This window comes from Enterococcus xiangfangensis, from assembly GCF_005405365.1.
Classification (GTDB): Bacteria; Bacillota; Bacilli; order Lactobacillales; family Enterococcaceae; genus Enterococcus_A; species Enterococcus_A xiangfangensis.
The window spans coordinates 161,942-175,989 of the sequence record NZ_BJDX01000001.1 but is presented as its reverse complement, the minus strand read 5'-3'; the positions used below and the strand labels follow the sequence as shown (position 1 = coordinate 175,989).

Annotated in this window: 17 protein-coding genes and 1 pseudogene; 16 read left to right on the top strand and 2 right to left on the bottom strand. The window is 39.1% G+C overall.

All coding sequences use genetic code 11. From position 1 onward, the window contains the following. Positions 1-108: 108 nt before the first annotated feature. Positions 109-867: pseudogene (locus FFM68_RS00875) on the top strand (family 1 glycosylhydrolase); the annotation flags it as partial. A 212-nt stretch (positions 868-1,079) separates the two neighbouring features. Here FFM68_RS00875 and FFM68_RS13210 read toward each other — a convergent pair. After that, positions 1,080-1,235 carry a DUF3021 family protein gene (locus tag FFM68_RS13210; RefSeq protein ID WP_244925800.1) on the bottom strand — a complete coding sequence of 52 codons (156 nt, stop codon included), beginning with the start codon at positions 1,233-1,235 and terminating at the stop codon, positions 1,080-1,082. Positions 1,236-1,674: 439 nt separating this feature from the next. Between FFM68_RS13210 and FFM68_RS00865 the strand changes: the two genes are divergently transcribed. The 12 genes from FFM68_RS00865 to recN all read left to right on the top strand — a co-directional run bounded on the left by FFM68_RS00865 (position 1,675) and on the right by recN (position 11,618). Continuing rightward, complete coding sequence (locus tag FFM68_RS00865) at positions 1,675-2,376, top strand: LCP family glycopolymer transferase (protein WP_137617563.1); 702 nt, start codon at positions 1,675-1,677, stop codon at positions 2,374-2,376. Positions 2,377-2,669: 293 nt separating this feature from the next. Further along, positions 2,670-2,906 carry a GlsB/YeaQ/YmgE family stress response membrane protein gene (locus FFM68_RS00860; RefSeq protein ID WP_137609843.1) on the top strand — a complete coding sequence of 79 codons (237 nt, stop codon included), beginning with the start codon at positions 2,670-2,672 and terminating at the stop codon, positions 2,904-2,906. Between the two features lie 124 nt (positions 2,907-3,030). Further along, entirely contained in the window at positions 3,031-4,095 is a 1,065-nt protein-coding gene (locus FFM68_RS00855; RefSeq protein ID WP_137617562.1) for a M24 family metallopeptidase, read from the top strand. Positions 4,096-4,335: 240 nt separating this feature from the next. After that, positions 4,336-4,761 (top strand): Asp23/Gls24 family envelope stress response protein, encoded by a 426-nt coding sequence (locus tag FFM68_RS00850; RefSeq protein ID WP_137609841.1) that lies wholly within the window; start codon positions 4,336-4,338, stop codon positions 4,759-4,761. Further along, positions 4,754-5,212, top strand: coding sequence for a transcription antitermination factor NusB (gene nusB / locus FFM68_RS00845; RefSeq protein WP_137617561.1), 459 nt, complete (start codon positions 4,754-4,756; stop codon positions 5,210-5,212). Before FFM68_RS00850 ends, nusB begins: the two co-directional genes overlap by 8 nt. A gap of 58 nt (positions 5,213-5,270) precedes the next feature. Beyond that, complete coding sequence (locus FFM68_RS00840; protein ID WP_137617560.1) at positions 5,271-6,128, top strand: bifunctional methylenetetrahydrofolate dehydrogenase/methenyltetrahydrofolate cyclohydrolase; 858 nt, start codon at positions 5,271-5,273, stop codon at positions 6,126-6,128. A gap of 15 nt (positions 6,129-6,143) precedes the next feature. Then, positions 6,144-7,478, top strand: a complete 1,335-nt coding sequence (gene xseA, locus FFM68_RS00835) for an exodeoxyribonuclease VII large subunit (RefSeq protein ID WP_137617559.1) — start codon at positions 6,144-6,146, stop codon at positions 7,476-7,478. Next, on the top strand, positions 7,478-7,699 hold the full coding sequence (locus tag FFM68_RS00830; RefSeq protein ID WP_137617558.1) for an exodeoxyribonuclease VII small subunit: 222 nt from the start codon (positions 7,478-7,480) through the stop codon (positions 7,697-7,699). The genes xseA and FFM68_RS00830 overlap by 1 nt, the downstream gene beginning before the upstream one ends. Next, entirely contained in the window at positions 7,699-8,583 is an 885-nt protein-coding gene (locus tag FFM68_RS00825; protein ID WP_137617557.1) for a polyprenyl synthetase family protein, read from the top strand. The genes FFM68_RS00830 and FFM68_RS00825 overlap by 1 nt, the downstream gene beginning before the upstream one ends. 45 nt (positions 8,584-8,628) lie before the next feature. Beyond that, positions 8,629-9,444 carry a TlyA family RNA methyltransferase gene (locus FFM68_RS00820; RefSeq protein ID WP_137617556.1) on the top strand — a complete coding sequence of 272 codons (816 nt, stop codon included), beginning with the start codon at positions 8,629-8,631 and terminating at the stop codon, positions 9,442-9,444. A gap of 15 nt (positions 9,445-9,459) precedes the next feature. Then, entirely contained in the window at positions 9,460-9,918 is a 459-nt protein-coding gene (locus tag FFM68_RS00815) for an arginine repressor (RefSeq protein WP_137617555.1), read from the top strand. A 29-nt stretch (positions 9,919-9,947) separates the two neighbouring features. After that, the gene (gene recN, locus FFM68_RS00810; protein WP_137617554.1) at positions 9,948-11,618 is read left to right on the top strand and encodes a DNA repair protein RecN; all 1,671 of its coding nucleotides are present in this window, start codon (positions 9,948-9,950) and stop codon (positions 11,616-11,618) included. 140 nt (positions 11,619-11,758) lie between these two features. On the opposite strand, the gene FFM68_RS00805 is transcribed toward recN, so the two are convergent. Beyond that, positions 11,759-11,878, bottom strand: a complete 120-nt coding sequence (locus tag FFM68_RS00805) for a DUF4044 domain-containing protein (RefSeq protein WP_137617553.1) — start codon at positions 11,876-11,878, stop codon at positions 11,759-11,761. A gap of 230 nt (positions 11,879-12,108) precedes the next feature. Between FFM68_RS00805 and FFM68_RS00800 the strand changes: the two genes are divergently transcribed. From FFM68_RS00800 to rsmH, 3 genes are all read left to right on the top strand, one after another. Next, the gene (locus FFM68_RS00800) at positions 12,109-12,477 is read left to right on the top strand and encodes a DUF3397 domain-containing protein (RefSeq protein WP_167483434.1); all 369 of its coding nucleotides are present in this window, start codon (positions 12,109-12,111) and stop codon (positions 12,475-12,477) included. Between the two features lie 167 nt (positions 12,478-12,644). Continuing rightward, the gene (mraZ, locus tag FFM68_RS00795) at positions 12,645-13,076 is read left to right on the top strand and encodes a division/cell wall cluster transcriptional repressor MraZ (protein WP_137617551.1); all 432 of its coding nucleotides are present in this window, start codon (positions 12,645-12,647) and stop codon (positions 13,074-13,076) included. A 15-nt stretch (positions 13,077-13,091) separates the two neighbouring features. Continuing rightward, a complete protein-coding gene (rsmH, locus tag FFM68_RS00790; protein ID WP_137617550.1) occupies positions 13,092-14,045 on the top strand; it encodes a 16S rRNA (cytosine(1402)-N(4))-methyltransferase RsmH in 954 nt (317 codons plus the stop codon). The last annotated feature ends 3 nt before the right edge of the window (positions 14,046-14,048 follow it).

The following is a 14,048-nucleotide window of genomic DNA, read 5'->3' as shown; positions in this document are numbered from 1 at the left end:
TTTGAACATTTTTAGATTACCAGTTTAATTGCAATACACAGTGATCACTCAAGAAGCCAAGGATTCCGCCATTAAAAGCTTGGCTTTGTAAATTTAAGAAGCTCTTCGCTAGGACATGAGATTAATCCTGAAAATAAAATAGGTTGTGTTTTTGGCTTAAATCCGATTTACTCATATGATTGTCAACCAGAAAATATATTGAAAGGCTTTTTAGACAACGATAGAGATTATTATCAAGTGGATGCTATGTGTAATGGCAAATTTCCTAACTACAAGATGAAACAGTATCAAGCCTTGGGCGTTAAGTTGAGCAATCAGCCGAGTGATGTGGAAGATTTTTCTAATGGATCAATTGATTTTATTGGATTAAATTATTATATGTCTAGTATTTCAGAACCAAACATTCCAGTAAAAGGTGAATCATCCTTGTTTGGAGGACTTCAAAACCCATATTTAGAACAATCAAAATGGGGATGGGGCATTGACCCTACAGGTATCCGCTATGTAATGAATTACTTGTACCGGAAATACGAGTTACCGATTATTATTACTGAAAATGGTTTAGGTGCTACCGATAAAGTTGAAAGCGGGAAAGTGCATGATGATTATCGGATAAATTATTTACAAAAAAACATCAATGCAGTAAAACAAGCGGTGGAGGAAGATTATGTTGAATGCCTAGGTTACTTAACTTGGGGACCGATTGACTTAGTCAGCGCAAGTACTGGAGAAATGAGTAAACGCTACGGTTTTATTTATGTGGACTTAGATAATGATGGAAACGGGAATTTACAACGGTTTAAAAAGGATTCTTTTGATTGGTATCAAAAGGTTATTACGAGTAACGGAGAAAGTATTCAGGAATAGAAAAACAAAAAAACTTTCTTATTTTTATACTTTTTCCTTATGTGAAAAATACAAAAGGTAAGATCGTCTGTTCGTGTTTTTCTCGAACAGATGATTTTTTAGTCTTTTAAGATTTTTTTGAATAACAGGTACAAAATGCTCCATAAGATTATTCCTGAGACTAGAAAAATTTCTAATATTTTAAGTAAATCTTGTGTTGTATTGTTTGGGAATCAATTGCTAAATACAAGACATGGAAAGACCGTTACCAACATGATTAGAAAGTGGATAAGGGATTGTTTGACTAACGACCAAGTTTCTATATTATAAAGAACGGAAGTTGCAGAAACTATCGTAATGATTAATCTAGTAATAAACGTGGATCGCACTTGGAAACTATTGATTTGTTACAGCTGCATGATAGCTGAAATCCCAGTCATGAGAATAAACGAAATTCCTCCTCAGTCGCACGCCTAATAAATTTCTCCAATATCTCCAATCTCTTTTAAGTGTTAGAAGCTTGTTGATTAGGTAGCTGTTGGGCGGTTATAAATAGTATGATTCTAGTAGCTAGTTTGGAATTTGGATGCTATTTCTGAATTTGTTTTTAATCTATCTATTTAGTACCAAGTCATTTCTATTTTTCAAAATAATAAACTTTTTTTGATAGCCGAATAATAATTTCTAGAGATAGTTCATTTTTTATGGAAATCAGAGAGATGAATAGAATTCAATAATCAAAAATAGTCGCTATTTTTTAGTTCAGTCTTCCGGCGGATGTTTTTTCTTTCATTTTTCTATAAACTTATTTTAGAGAGGAAGATTGGTATGAAAGTTTTGTTTGTATTTGAAGATCAGGAATATTCTAGTTTTTTTGTTTATGACTTGGCTGATGGGGTTAATGGGTTGTTGCGGATCTCGCCAGAAATAAAGATCAAAAAACTATCATTGGGTGAACTTTATATGCAAGTGCCAATCGAAAAATTCTTAGTTTATTTTTCAGCGGCTTTTTCGCTTGAAGTAAAGAAATATTTAATTTTAAAAAAAGCAGATTTTTTACGCGGAGTAAAAGAAGCGGGACTAGAAGACGACGGTAAAATGCCGGTGACGGTTTATAAAGATTTTCTTGCTGTAAAAACTGGGCAGTCCTTTGCAAAAGGGGAACAGCGCCTGACATTGGCTGAAATCGATGCGTATATCAGTTATCAGATTGATCCCGATGGTCGAATCGATGTATTTGAACGACAAGAAGATATCATTCGGCTGATGAAACGCAAAACGGTTCGTCCACGGCTATCTTCCATTACTAATAATTATGGAACAGTCAAAGAATATGCCGGTAGCAATCTTCGTTTAAAAGACATGTTAAAGCTAGGAACAGGTTATTTAGCTAAAGGCAATGCTCGAATGAATAAAACAAATATTCCAGAATTTGGAAGTTTTACAGTAAGTGATGATTTTCCCTATCAATTAGGAAACATTGACTGGAGAAAAAATACAATAAAACTGAGATCAGAGTTGGTTCAATAAAAAGTTATTCACAGGATACGGTAAAAAAGGTTTTTTATTGACCAGTTTAGCCGCTTACAAACGGGAAAAAGCTTTTATATCAAACTTTAGCTGAGTTTCACAACTGAGAAACTTTTTAAAAAAGCGTTTGTTAGGTACTTGACAAGCGCTGTGAGTATTTAATGATGGGGATTAAAAAAGACTCTGCTAGTTTAAAAATTAAAGATTTTTTTCTTTAAATGAGATACGTGTGGACAACAATAATTAGGTGTGTGTTGAGCTAAAAATAGTAATCTGGAGTAGGAGGGATACGGATGATTTGGACCTTAATAGTCGGTGCCGTGATTGGAGCAATCGGCGGCGGGCTTTCTGGCCGCGGCAAACAGATGGGTTGTTTATTTAATATCATTGCTGGATTGGTTGGGTCCTATGTTGGTCAAGCGATTTTTGGTCACTGGGGGCCGCAATTAGCTGGGATGGCGTTAGTACCGTCGATCTTAGGAGCTGTGATCGTGGTAGCGGTCGTTTCTTTATTCACCAGTCGGCGATAAAAACTGACATCAGGAGCCAAGATTACGGTTCCTGTTTTTTTGTTTTAAGAACCTTTTTGTTTTTCTGGACTTGTTCGTTCTGCTTTTTAAAACTCTTTGTTATAATGGAAGATGGGTGATAAGAATGATAAAACGAATCGAGAAATTACGTGCATTGATGAAAAACGAAGTAATTGATGCGTACTTAGTCACAAGTTCGGCAAATCTTCGGTATTTGACGAATTTTACTGGAACTGCGGGTCTGGCGTTCATCACATTAGACAAAGCGTTCTTTATTACGGATTTTCGTTATACAGAGCAAGCCAACGAACAAGTTGAAGAAATGACGATCATCCAACAGCAAGGAGATATCGTCGGTGAGATCATTAAATTGGTGGAAAAAGAAGGTATCCATGTTCTGGGATTTGAAGATGCATGGATGACTTATGCGGAATATTCTGTGTTTGAAGAAGTAATCGATGCAGAATTGGCTCCGGCCAGCGGGATGATCGAAAAATTACGTGAGCAAAAAGATGCTGGAGAAATTGCGATCATTGAGAAAGCCTGTGCGATCGCGGATGAAGGGTTCGAGTATATTTTAAAAATGATTCGTCCCGGAATGACCGAGATCGAAGTAGCTAATCAACTTGATTTCTTTATGCGTTCGCTGGGCGCCAGCGGTACTTCTTTTGATACAATCGTGGCTAGCGGGATACGATCTGCTTTGCCCCATGGTGTTGCCAGTGAGAAAATGATTGAACAAGGCGATTTAATTACGCTTGATTTTGGTTGTGTCTACCAAGGCTATGTTTCAGATATTACAAGGACTTTTGCGATTGGTAATCCGGGTCAACAGTTAAAAGACATTTATCAAATCGTTTTGGCTGCCCAATTAAAAGTTATTGAAACAGCACAAACAGGAGTGACTGGCGCACAACTAGACGCAGTAGCCCGAGATTTTATTACTGAGGCTGGTTATGGCGAGGCTTTTGGACATTCAACGGGTCATGGTATTGGGATGGAGATCCACGAAGGACCGAATATCAGCCGTTCAAATAATCATCCTTTGAGTGTTGGAAATGTTATTACGGATGAACCGGGAATCTATTTAGCAGGACTTGGCGGTGTTCGGATCGAAGATGATTTAGTGATCTTAGCACAAGGCAATCGAATCTTGACTAAAGCGCCAAAAGAACTCATCCTTTTATAAAGATAATAGAGTAGTAGCGTAAGTAATCAAGAAATGATAAACTAGAAGCAAATCTGCAAAGATGGGCAACATACGGGAAGGTATATAAGATTTTTTGAATTTCTGCATTAGAGAAATTTAGATCTTAATAATCAACCGCCGTTTTTGATAGCACAGTCAGATAGTATAAGGCATAAACATCAGACTTATTTTTTCTGATAGAGGAAATAAGGATATTTGGAGGAATAAGGGGAGAGTAAGATGGCAGACGAAAAAAATTTAGTTTTAGGCGAAAGCCCTGAACTTGGCGAGATTATCATTGCACCAGAAGTAATCGAAGTGATCATCGGAATTGCGGCTTCAAAAGTCGACGGTGTTTATGGGATGCGCGGATCTTTAGCTAGCAATGTGACAGAATTGCTTGGTAAAGCGGCTCATGGCAAAGGTGTCTATCTTAAAAATGATGAAGACGGCTTAAAAGTCGATATCTATTCTTATTTTGACTATGGCACTTCTGTACCAAAAGTGGCGATGGCTATGCAAGAACGTGTAAAACAACAAGTCTTGTTTATGACGGATGTCGAATTAAGTGAAGTGAATATTCACGTAGTCGGCGTTGTTGCGGAAAAATTAGAACAACCGTCCCTAGAAGAATTATTTAATGATGAAGAGGAAAATAATGAGTAAAGAACTATCACGTCATGAGATCCGAGAAAAAGCCTTGCAGGCATTATTTCCATTGGATTTCAATCAAGAATTAACTAAAAAAGATGCGATCAACCATGCGTTGAGCATTGACCAACAGGCATTTGTCAGTGAAGACGAAGAAGAATTTGTTCCGGTTTATCTGGATGAATTAGTCGGCGGAGTCGTAGAGCACCAAGCAGAACTAGATGCGATCATCCAAAAACATTTGCGTTCTAACTGGTCGATTCAACGAATTGCAAAAATGGATTTGATTATCTTGCGAATCGGGATCTATGAGATGCTGTACAACACTCAAGTGCCCAATCGAGTGGTTCTAAATGAAGCAATCGAATTAGCCAAAACTTTCAGTGATGATCAGTCGAGGAAGTTTGTCAATGGAATCTTATCTAATGTAATGAAAGAAATCGATGAAGCTGGGGCAAATAGCTAATAAAGCTATTTACCCAGCTTCATTTAAACTATCTAGAGGAAAGAAGTGGGGAAGTAACATGGCGCAACTTATTGATGGTAAAAAATTAGCAGAGAAGCTTCAACAAGAAACGGCGAGACAAGTCGAAAAATTAGCAGCAAAAGATATCCACCCTGGCTTAGTCGTGTTACTAGTCGGAGAGAACCCCGCTAGTCAAATATATGTAAGAAATAAAGAACGTGCTGCAAAAAGGATCGGGATTCATTCTGAAGTAAGACGTTATCCAGCGTCGATCACTGAAGCTGAGCTAATCAGAGAAATCGAATATTTCAATGAATCCAACGAGTTCCACGGTATTTTAGTACAGCTGCCATTGCCAGCGCACATCAATGAAGAAAAAGTATTGCTTGCGATCAATCCGTTAAAAGATGTCGACGGGTTCCATCCGATGAATATGGGACGATTATTTGCGGGGATGCCGCATACAATTCCTTGTACACCATACGGTATTATGAAGATGTTTGAAGAATATGATATCCCATTGGCTGGTAAACAAGCGGTTGTAATCGGCCGAAGCAATATTGTCGGCAAGCCGATGGCGATCTTACTTTTAGAGGCGGATGCGACAGTGACATTGACTCATTCAAAAACAGAAGACTTAGCAAAGGTTGCTAGCAAAGCGGATATTTTAGTTGTAGCAATCGGCAAAGGGCATTTTGTGACAAAAGAATTCATCAAGCCTGGAGCAGTTGTAGTCGATGTTGGGATGAATCGAAATGAAGACGGTAAATTGATTGGCGATGTAAAATTCGATGAAGTCGAACCAATCGCCAGCTACATTACGCCGGTTCCAGGCGGTGTAGGTCCAATGACCATTACAATGTTGATGCAGCAAACAGTCGAATGTTGTGAACGCCAAGTATTGGATCATAAATAATAAAGAGGTGTTCAAATGGCACAAGAGTATTTGACTGTCAGTGCGTTAAATAAATATATTAAACGAAAATTCGATGTAGACCCCTATTTAGAGCGGGTCTATTTGACCGGGGAAATCTCTAACTTTCGCATGCGGCCGAATAACCATCAATATTTTAGTTTGAAAGATGAACGCTCTAAAATCAACGCGATCATGTTCAAAGGTGCTTTCCAAAAATTGAAATTTACTCCTAAAGAAGGAATGAAAGTTTTAGTAGTAGGTCGGATCGCTTTGTATGAAGCTAGCGGGATGTATCAAATTTATATTGATCATATGGAACCTGACGGTGTAGGAGCGTTATACCAAGCATTGGCAGAGTTACGAGAGAAACTAGAAAAAGAAGGTCTATTTTCACAACCGAAAAAACAATTACCTCGTTATCCTAAACGAATCGCCGTAGTGACCAGTCCTAGCGGTGCAGTCATTCGTGATATCATCACGACAGTAAAACGACGCTATCCTATTGCTCAGTTAGTTTTATTTCCAACGGTTGTCCAAGGGGATAAAGCCGCGGCCAATATTGTTGAAAATATCAAAAAGGCTGAGATGTTGGACTTTGATACGATGATTATTGGGCGAGGCGGCGGATCGATTGAAGATTTATGGCCGTTCAATGAAGAAATTGTCGCGCGAGCGATCGCTGCTTCGCCGATTCCGATTATTTCATCTGTGGGGCATGAAACAGATACGACGATTGCGGACTTAGTTGCTGATGTACGGGCTGCGACACCGACTGCTGCGGCAGAATTAGCAGTACCAGTTTTATCGGAAGAGATTTTACGGATTAAAGAAAAACAAGCGCGTTTAGAACAAGCCTTTCTGCATCAATTGCAGCGAAAAAAAGAGCGCTTTGAGCGGCTGCAGCAATCGTATATTTTTAGACAGCCGAATCGCTTATATGAAGCGCAAAGTGTCCAGTTAGATCGTTTAACACAACAACTTCAGCAAAACATGACTGTGTTAGTAAATCAACGAGAACGAGAATTAATGCAAACTAACAATCGTTTAGTTCAAGCCAATCCCGTCAGTCGTGTAAAGCAAGCACAACAACAGACAGAATATTTACATGAACGATTGCAAGAACAAATACAAGGTTATTTAGAAAATCAGCAGCGACGTCTGCAGCAAGCAATCACATCGCTTGATTTATTGAGTCCGTTAAAGACGATGGGACGCGGATTTTCTTATACGACTCAAAATGATCATGTGATCCGTTCAGTAAACGATTTAGAAGAAGCAGAAATGACGGTTCACTTTGTGGATGGCTCCGTGAGAGCATCCGTTTTAGAAATTGAAAAAGGGGAAAAATAATGGAGAACACGACCTTTGAAGAATCAATCGCACAACTAGAAACAATTGTAACTCAGCTAGAACGCGGCGATATACCATTGGAAGAAGCGCTAGAAGTTTTTCAAAAAGGAATGGTTTTGAGTAAACAATGCCAAGATACATTGACCAAAGCAGAAAAAATGTTGACAAAAATGATGAGTGAAGATGAGGAAGTCCCTTTTGCAGGTGAGGAGGAAGCCTAATGTTGCAGCAGCTTTCTGCCGAAGAGCTACCTAAAGTTGAAAGAGAGATCATTGATTTCATCACCAACTACACTACCCATAATGAACTAAAAAAAAGCATGCTATATTCAATTGAAGCAGGCGGCAAACGAATTCGGCCGTTAATTGTTTTGGCGACTGTTCGAGCGTTTCAAAAAGAAATCACACTGCCTGTTTATCAAACAGCCGGAGCACTTGAAATGATCCATACGTATTCGCTGATCCATGATGATCTGCCTGCGATGGATAATGACGATTTGCGACGCGGTCAGCCGACGAACCATAAAGTTTTTGGCGACGCGCTGGCAATTCTAGCTGGAGATGGTCTTCTAACCAGTGCTTTTCAATTGATCAGTGAAACGACGCTGAGTGCAACAGAAAATGTTTTATTGATTCAGCTGTTAGCAAAAGCCGCTGGGATCGGCGGGATGGTAGCTGGGCAAGCAGGAGATATGACTGCAGAAAAGCGACATGTCTCGCTTACTGAATTAAAAACTATTCACCACGGAAAAACAGGCGCGCTGCTGACCTATGCATTTGTAGCAGGCGGTATTTTAGCCAATCAGACAGAGTACGTGTTAGAACGGCTTGAAAAACTTGGTGCACACATCGGTTTGGCTTTTCAAATTCGTGATGATCTGTTAGATATTGTCGGGACTACTGAGGAATTGGGCAAACAAGTTGGTCAAGATGAAAAATCAGAGAAAAGCACGTATCCAGCATTATTAGGTTTAGAAGGTGCGCATCAAGCTCTGACGGATGAATTAAGTCAAGCTGAAATGATCATTCAACAATTAGCAGAGACCGCAGAATTTCAACCGCAGATTTTTACAGAACTACTAACACTTTTTGCCTTAGAAAAGTAGTCAACTCAATGCAAGAATAAATCTATTTATGAAGTAGGGGACGAAATGAAAAAAGAACGTGTAGATGTACTAGCTTTTAATCAAGGGCTTTTTGAGACGAGAGAAAAAGCGAAACGCGGCGTAATGGCGGGACTAGTCTACGATCAAAAAAACGAACGGCTGGATAAACCAGGTGAAAAGATTCCGCTCGAAACGATTTTACAAGTCAAAGGCCAAAGCTTGGCATATGTTTCCCGCGGCGGATTAAAATTAGAAAAAGCATTAAAGTTCTTTGATGTAGCGATTGATCAAAAAATATTGTTAGACATTGGCTCTTCTACAGGCGGCTTCACAGATGTTGCTTTGCAAAATGGTGCGACATTGAGTTATGCGTTAGATGTCGGCTACAACCAGCTAGCTTGGAAATTACGCCAAGATGAACGCGTAGTCGTAATGGAACGAACCAATTTTCGCTACTCTAAATTGGCCGATTTTGACCGGGGGCAACCGAATTTTGCCACGATTGATGTTTCGTTTATCTCATTGCGATTGATTTTACCGCCATTGCATGACATTTTGACAGATGACGGGGATGTAATCGCCTTGATCAAGCCTCAATTTGAAGCCGGAAAAGAATTTGTCGGTAAAAAGGGAATCATCAAAGATCCTAAAATACATTTGATGGTCTTAGAAGAAATCACCAGCTTTGCTATCGCTCATGGATTTGATGTGGAAGGATTGACTTTTTCTCCTATCACAGGCGGTGAAGGGAATATTGAATTTCTCGCTCATTTGAAAAAAGTGCCGGAAACAGGTGTCATAAATCCAGCAATCAGCTTAGAAGGCGTAGTATCAGAGGCTCATCAGCAACTAGCTAAATAATTTGGAGGAGAAGGAATGCGAAAACAAGAACGGCACCGGATCATCACTCAACTTTTGAGTGAACACGACGTGAAAAAGCAAGAAGATTTCGTAGCGATCTTTGCGCAACGGGGCGTGGCGGTAACGCAAGCAACGATTTCACGAGATATCAAGGAAATGAAATTGATTAAAGTACCGGCACAAAATGGCGGGTATCGTTACAGCCTACCGCGTAAAGAACAAGAAGACGTAAATGAAAAACTGACTGATCTGTTAAAAGAAGCAGTGGTCTCTGTTGATCAAATGGAGAAATTTATCAACGTGAAAACACTGCCGGGAAATGCGGCGGCTTGTGCGAATCTATTAGAAAAGCAATTTATGACAAATTTATTTACGACGTTGAATGATGATGATAGTATTTTGCTGATCGTTCGAACAGAAGAAGATGCTAAGCGAATCCACCAAGAAATCACTGAGAAAAGTCAAAATAGTTAGCAAGTATGATCAAAAGGGGAATAAGAAGAATGTTACAAGAATTGACAATTAAAAATTTTGCGATCATTTCTTCGTTACATTTAAGTTTTACTGATGGAATGACTGCGTTGACCGGTGAAACTGGTGCCGGAAAATCAATCATTATCGATGCCGTCAGCTTGTTAGCGGGTGCCCGTTCTTCAATTGAATATATCCGCCAAGGCAGCGATAAATGTTTAGTAGAAGGACTGTTTGATTTACCCGAACAGCCTGAATTTCGTTTGTTGTTAGAAGAGTTTGGGATCGAAGTCGACGAAGCGGGACTAATCGTTCAAAGAGATTTAAATATTTCTGGAAAAAGCGTTTCCCGCGTCAATGGCCGGATCGTAACGTTGGCTAACTTGCGCCGAATCGGACAATTTCTAGTCGATATTCAAGGACAGAACGATCATCAAGAGCTGATGCACCCGGAATCACACTTGCGCCTGCTGGACAGTTTTGGTGATACAGCTTTTCAAAAAACCAAAAGTAATTATCAAGCGGCTTACAAAGACTATGTCTCTTTAGTGAATCAAGTGAAAAAATTCAAACAAAACGAGCAATCTTTTGCTCAGCGAATCGATATGCTGACTTTCCAACAAGAAGAAATCAGCAATGCTGGACTAGTCAGCGGTGAGGAAGAAAAATTAGTAGAAGAACGTGAAAAACTGACAAACTATCAAAAGATTGTCGACAGTCTTTCTTACAGCTACCAAGCGATGACTAATGAAGAAACAAGCGCATTAGATACGATCGGTTCGGCTAGTCAAGAGCTCCAGACGATTGCTTCTTTAGATCAGGATTATGAGAGTATTTCCGATAATGTTCACAGCGCTTATTATTTATTGCAAGATGCTGTCAGCGAGATCGGGCGCCAGTTGGATCTATTGGAGTTGGACGAAGAGCGTTTGGATTTAGTTAATGAGCGTTTGGAGTTGATTCACCAATTGAAACGAAAATATGGTGATTCAATCGAGATCATTTTAAATTATTATGAGCAAATTAGCCAAGAATTGTTGGATTCAGATTTTTCAGGAGATAAGCTTGAAAAATTAGAAATAGAGTTATCGGCTAAAGCAGAGAAGCTGCAAAAATTAGCAGAGAAACTGCAAACTGCCCGAAAGAAAATGGCTAGAAAACTAGAAGCAGCGATTCAAGATGAATTAAAAAGTCTGTATATGGAAAATGCGCGCTTTGAGGTGAAATTTAAGCCGGTCGCTTTTGGTGGAGAGGGAATTGATGAAGTAGAATTTTATATCACGACCAATCCAGGAGAGCCGTTGAAGCCGCTAGTCAAAGTTGCTTCAGGTGGAGAAATCTCTCGAGTCATGCTGGCATTGAAGACGATTTTTTCAAGAACACAAGGCTTGACCAGTATTGTATTCGATGAAGTCGACACTGGCGTAAGTGGACGAGTGGCGCAAGCAATCGCAGATAAGATCTATCAAATTGGTCAAAATTCGCAAGCGCTTTGTATTACTCATTTGCCGCAAGTCGCAGCTAGGGCCGATCATCAATTATTCATTCGTAAAGAAATCACAGCTGGCCGCACGCTGACTAAAGTAGAAGAATTGACTGAAAAAGATCGTATAGAAGAAATAGCGCGGATGTTAGCAGGAACGGAAATCACGGATCTATCGATTGAGCATGCCAAAGAATTATTGCAATTAGCCAAAAAATAGCCGAAGCAGCTGCTTCGGCTATTTTTTTATTCAATGAAAGATGTAGTAAGAAACTTCTTGCAGTAGACTCATGACTTCATGAAGAAAACCAGCAATAAACTGAAATCTAGTAGTATCTGATCAGTTTTTGAAACGGTGTTTTACATTATGACGCTAAACAGACTGCCTAAAACTAATGAACCGATTGTTAAAATCAACATGGTCCAAATAACAACTTTCGTTACTTTAGAAAATGTACTTGTAGATTTTTTGTTATTCATGATGTCACCATCCTCAAAAAAATTTCAAACTCATCATACTCCATTTATGAAAACACTGCAAACAACTAAAAAAACTTTTAAAAAATACTAAGAAATCTTTTCGTGACAATCTCACGAATTCAATTGTTAAAACTTGTTAAATCCTTTATATTTTAGATAAAATGCAACAGGAATGTAATGATACTATATTATAGTGAAAAAAGTAGTTTGAAGAGGAAGGACTGTGTTTGTTGGGATCATCTTTACTAGTACTATTGTTATGGTATATTTTTCCGATTATTGTCTTTTTAGCGTCTGATTATATCGTAACAATATTCAAATTAAAACAACGCTTCAATTTGAAAACACCAGATATTACCGTGCCTTTTTTAATTGTTGGGATGCATGAAATCTCAAAAAGTATCAGCTCGTTTTCAATATTACCGTACTTTTTATTGACCATTTTATTGTTAGGAATCGGTGTGGTCGTTTTTCAAACCTACCGCTATCGAGAAATTATGTATGGTCGTTTTTTTAAAATGTTTTGGCGCTTGACGTTTTTACTTTCAGTTTTGGTCTATTTTGCTCTGATCGTCGCAAGTATTATCAGTCTATTTTAAGCGATAAGATCTTTAAAAAGACTCTGAATAGCTCAAGATTTCCGCAATTTCACAACATGGTCAGCAAAGGTCAGAAAAGTGTTATTTTTGTTTTTTACAAAGTGTGGTAGATTGTGGGGGATTGTGGTAGACTAATCTCATATGGTGGTAAAAAGGGGGCAGTCTAGATGTTCATGGGCGAATATCAGCATAATATCGACGCTAAAGGTCGATTGATCGTTCCATCGAAACTACGTGAACAACTAGGAGAGAAATTTGTTGTTACCCGCGGAATGGACGGCTGTCTATTCGGTTATCCGTTAAATGAATGGAATCAGCTGGAAACAAAGTTGAATGAAATGCCGCTTTCTAAAAAAGATGCGCGTGCGTTTGTTCGTTTCTTTTACTCCGCAGCTACCGAGTGCGAGATTGATAAGCAAGGACGGATCAATATCCCCGTATCTTTGCGCAATCATGCATCACTTGAAAAAGAATGTGTAATCATTGGTGTGGCCAATCGAATTGAAGTTTGGGATCAAACACGCTGGAATGATTTTACTAAAGAAACAGAAGCTAGTTTTGATGACATTGCAGAGACAATGGTCGATTTTGGATTTTAGAGAAGAGGATTATTAATGACAGACTTTCAACATACAACCGTTTTGCTCCACGAAACAGTTGACGGTCTAGCAATCAAACCGAACGGTATCTATGTTGATTGTACATTGGGCGGAGCTGGTCATAGCGAATACTTATTGAGTCAGCTAGACACAGATGGACATCTTTATGCTTTTGATCAAGATCAAAAAGCAATCGATAATGCAAAAATCCGCTTGGCAGACTATGTCGCCAAGAATCAAGTAACGTTTGTTAAAGCTAATTTTAGAGAGCTCACTATCGAATTGAATCGTTTAGGTGTGACAGCAGTCGACGGTATTTTATACGACTTAGGCGTCTCTTCTCCGCAACTTGATGAGGCAGAGCGCGGATTCAGTTATCATCAAGACGCACCGTTAGATATGCGTATGGACCAAACTGCACCGTTGAGTGCGTATCAAGTCATAAACGATTATTCGTATCATGAACTAGTAAAAATTTTCTTTCGCTATGGTGAAGAAAAATTTTCTAAACAAATTGCTCGTTTGATTGAACGTAAACGAATGGACAAGCCCATCGAAACAACTGGTGAATTAGTGGATGTCATTAAAGAAGCAATCCCTGCTCCGGCACGGCGAAAAGGCGGGCATCCTGCCAAACGTGTTTTCCAAGCAGTTCGAATTGCTGTAAATGATGAATTAGGTGCAATCGAAAGTTCCTTGGAGCAAGCAATCGATTTGCTAGCTCTTGAAGGCAGAGTCAGTGTGATTACCTTCCATTCATTAGAAGATCGAATCGTAAAAACGATGTTTAAAGAATTCAGTACACCAAAGGATATGCCGCCTGGCTTGCCAATGGTTCCGGAAGAATTTCAACCGGTGATGAAGTTAGTCAACCGAAAACCAATTATTCCTTCAGAAGAGGAATTAAACAATAATAACCGTGCAAGAAGTGCGAAATTACGAATCGCTGAGAAAGTGAAGAAAGGATAGGGT

Excerpts from the sequence above, each read along its gene's own strand:
- FFM68_RS00865 (WP_137617563.1), top strand. The coding sequence starts at position 1,675 with ATGAAAGTTTTGTTTGTATTTGAAGATCAGGAATATTCTAGTTTTTTT.
- FFM68_RS00860 (WP_137609843.1), top strand. The coding sequence starts at position 2,670 with ATGATTTGGACCTTAATAGTCGGTGCCGTGATTGGAGCAATCGGCGGC.
- FFM68_RS00855 (WP_137617562.1), top strand. The coding sequence starts at position 3,031 with ATGATAAAACGAATCGAGAAATTACGTGCATTGATGAAAAACGAAGTA.
- FFM68_RS00850 (WP_137609841.1), top strand. The coding sequence starts at position 4,336 with ATGGCAGACGAAAAAAATTTAGTTTTAGGCGAAAGCCCTGAACTTGGC.
- nusB (WP_137617561.1), top strand. The coding sequence starts at position 4,754 with ATGAGTAAAGAACTATCACGTCATGAGATCCGAGAAAAAGCCTTGCAG.
- FFM68_RS00840 (WP_137617560.1), top strand. The coding sequence starts at position 5,271 with ATGGCGCAACTTATTGATGGTAAAAAATTAGCAGAGAAGCTTCAACAA.
- xseA (WP_137617559.1), top strand. The coding sequence starts at position 6,144 with ATGGCACAAGAGTATTTGACTGTCAGTGCGTTAAATAAATATATTAAA.
- FFM68_RS00830 (WP_137617558.1), top strand. The coding sequence starts at position 7,478 with ATGGAGAACACGACCTTTGAAGAATCAATCGCACAACTAGAAACAATT.
- FFM68_RS00825 (WP_137617557.1), top strand. The coding sequence starts at position 7,699 with ATGTTGCAGCAGCTTTCTGCCGAAGAGCTACCTAAAGTTGAAAGAGAG.
- FFM68_RS00820 (WP_137617556.1), top strand. The coding sequence starts at position 8,629 with ATGAAAAAAGAACGTGTAGATGTACTAGCTTTTAATCAAGGGCTTTTT.
- FFM68_RS00815 (WP_137617555.1), top strand. The coding sequence starts at position 9,460 with ATGCGAAAACAAGAACGGCACCGGATCATCACTCAACTTTTGAGTGAA.
- recN (WP_137617554.1), top strand. The coding sequence starts at position 9,948 with ATGTTACAAGAATTGACAATTAAAAATTTTGCGATCATTTCTTCGTTA.
- FFM68_RS00805 (WP_137617553.1), bottom strand. The coding sequence starts at position 11,878 with ATGAATAACAAAAAATCTACAAGTACATTTTCTAAAGTAACGAAAGTT.
- mraZ (WP_137617551.1), top strand. The coding sequence starts at position 12,645 with ATGTTCATGGGCGAATATCAGCATAATATCGACGCTAAAGGTCGATTG.
- rsmH (WP_137617550.1), top strand. The coding sequence starts at position 13,092 with ATGACAGACTTTCAACATACAACCGTTTTGCTCCACGAAACAGTTGAC.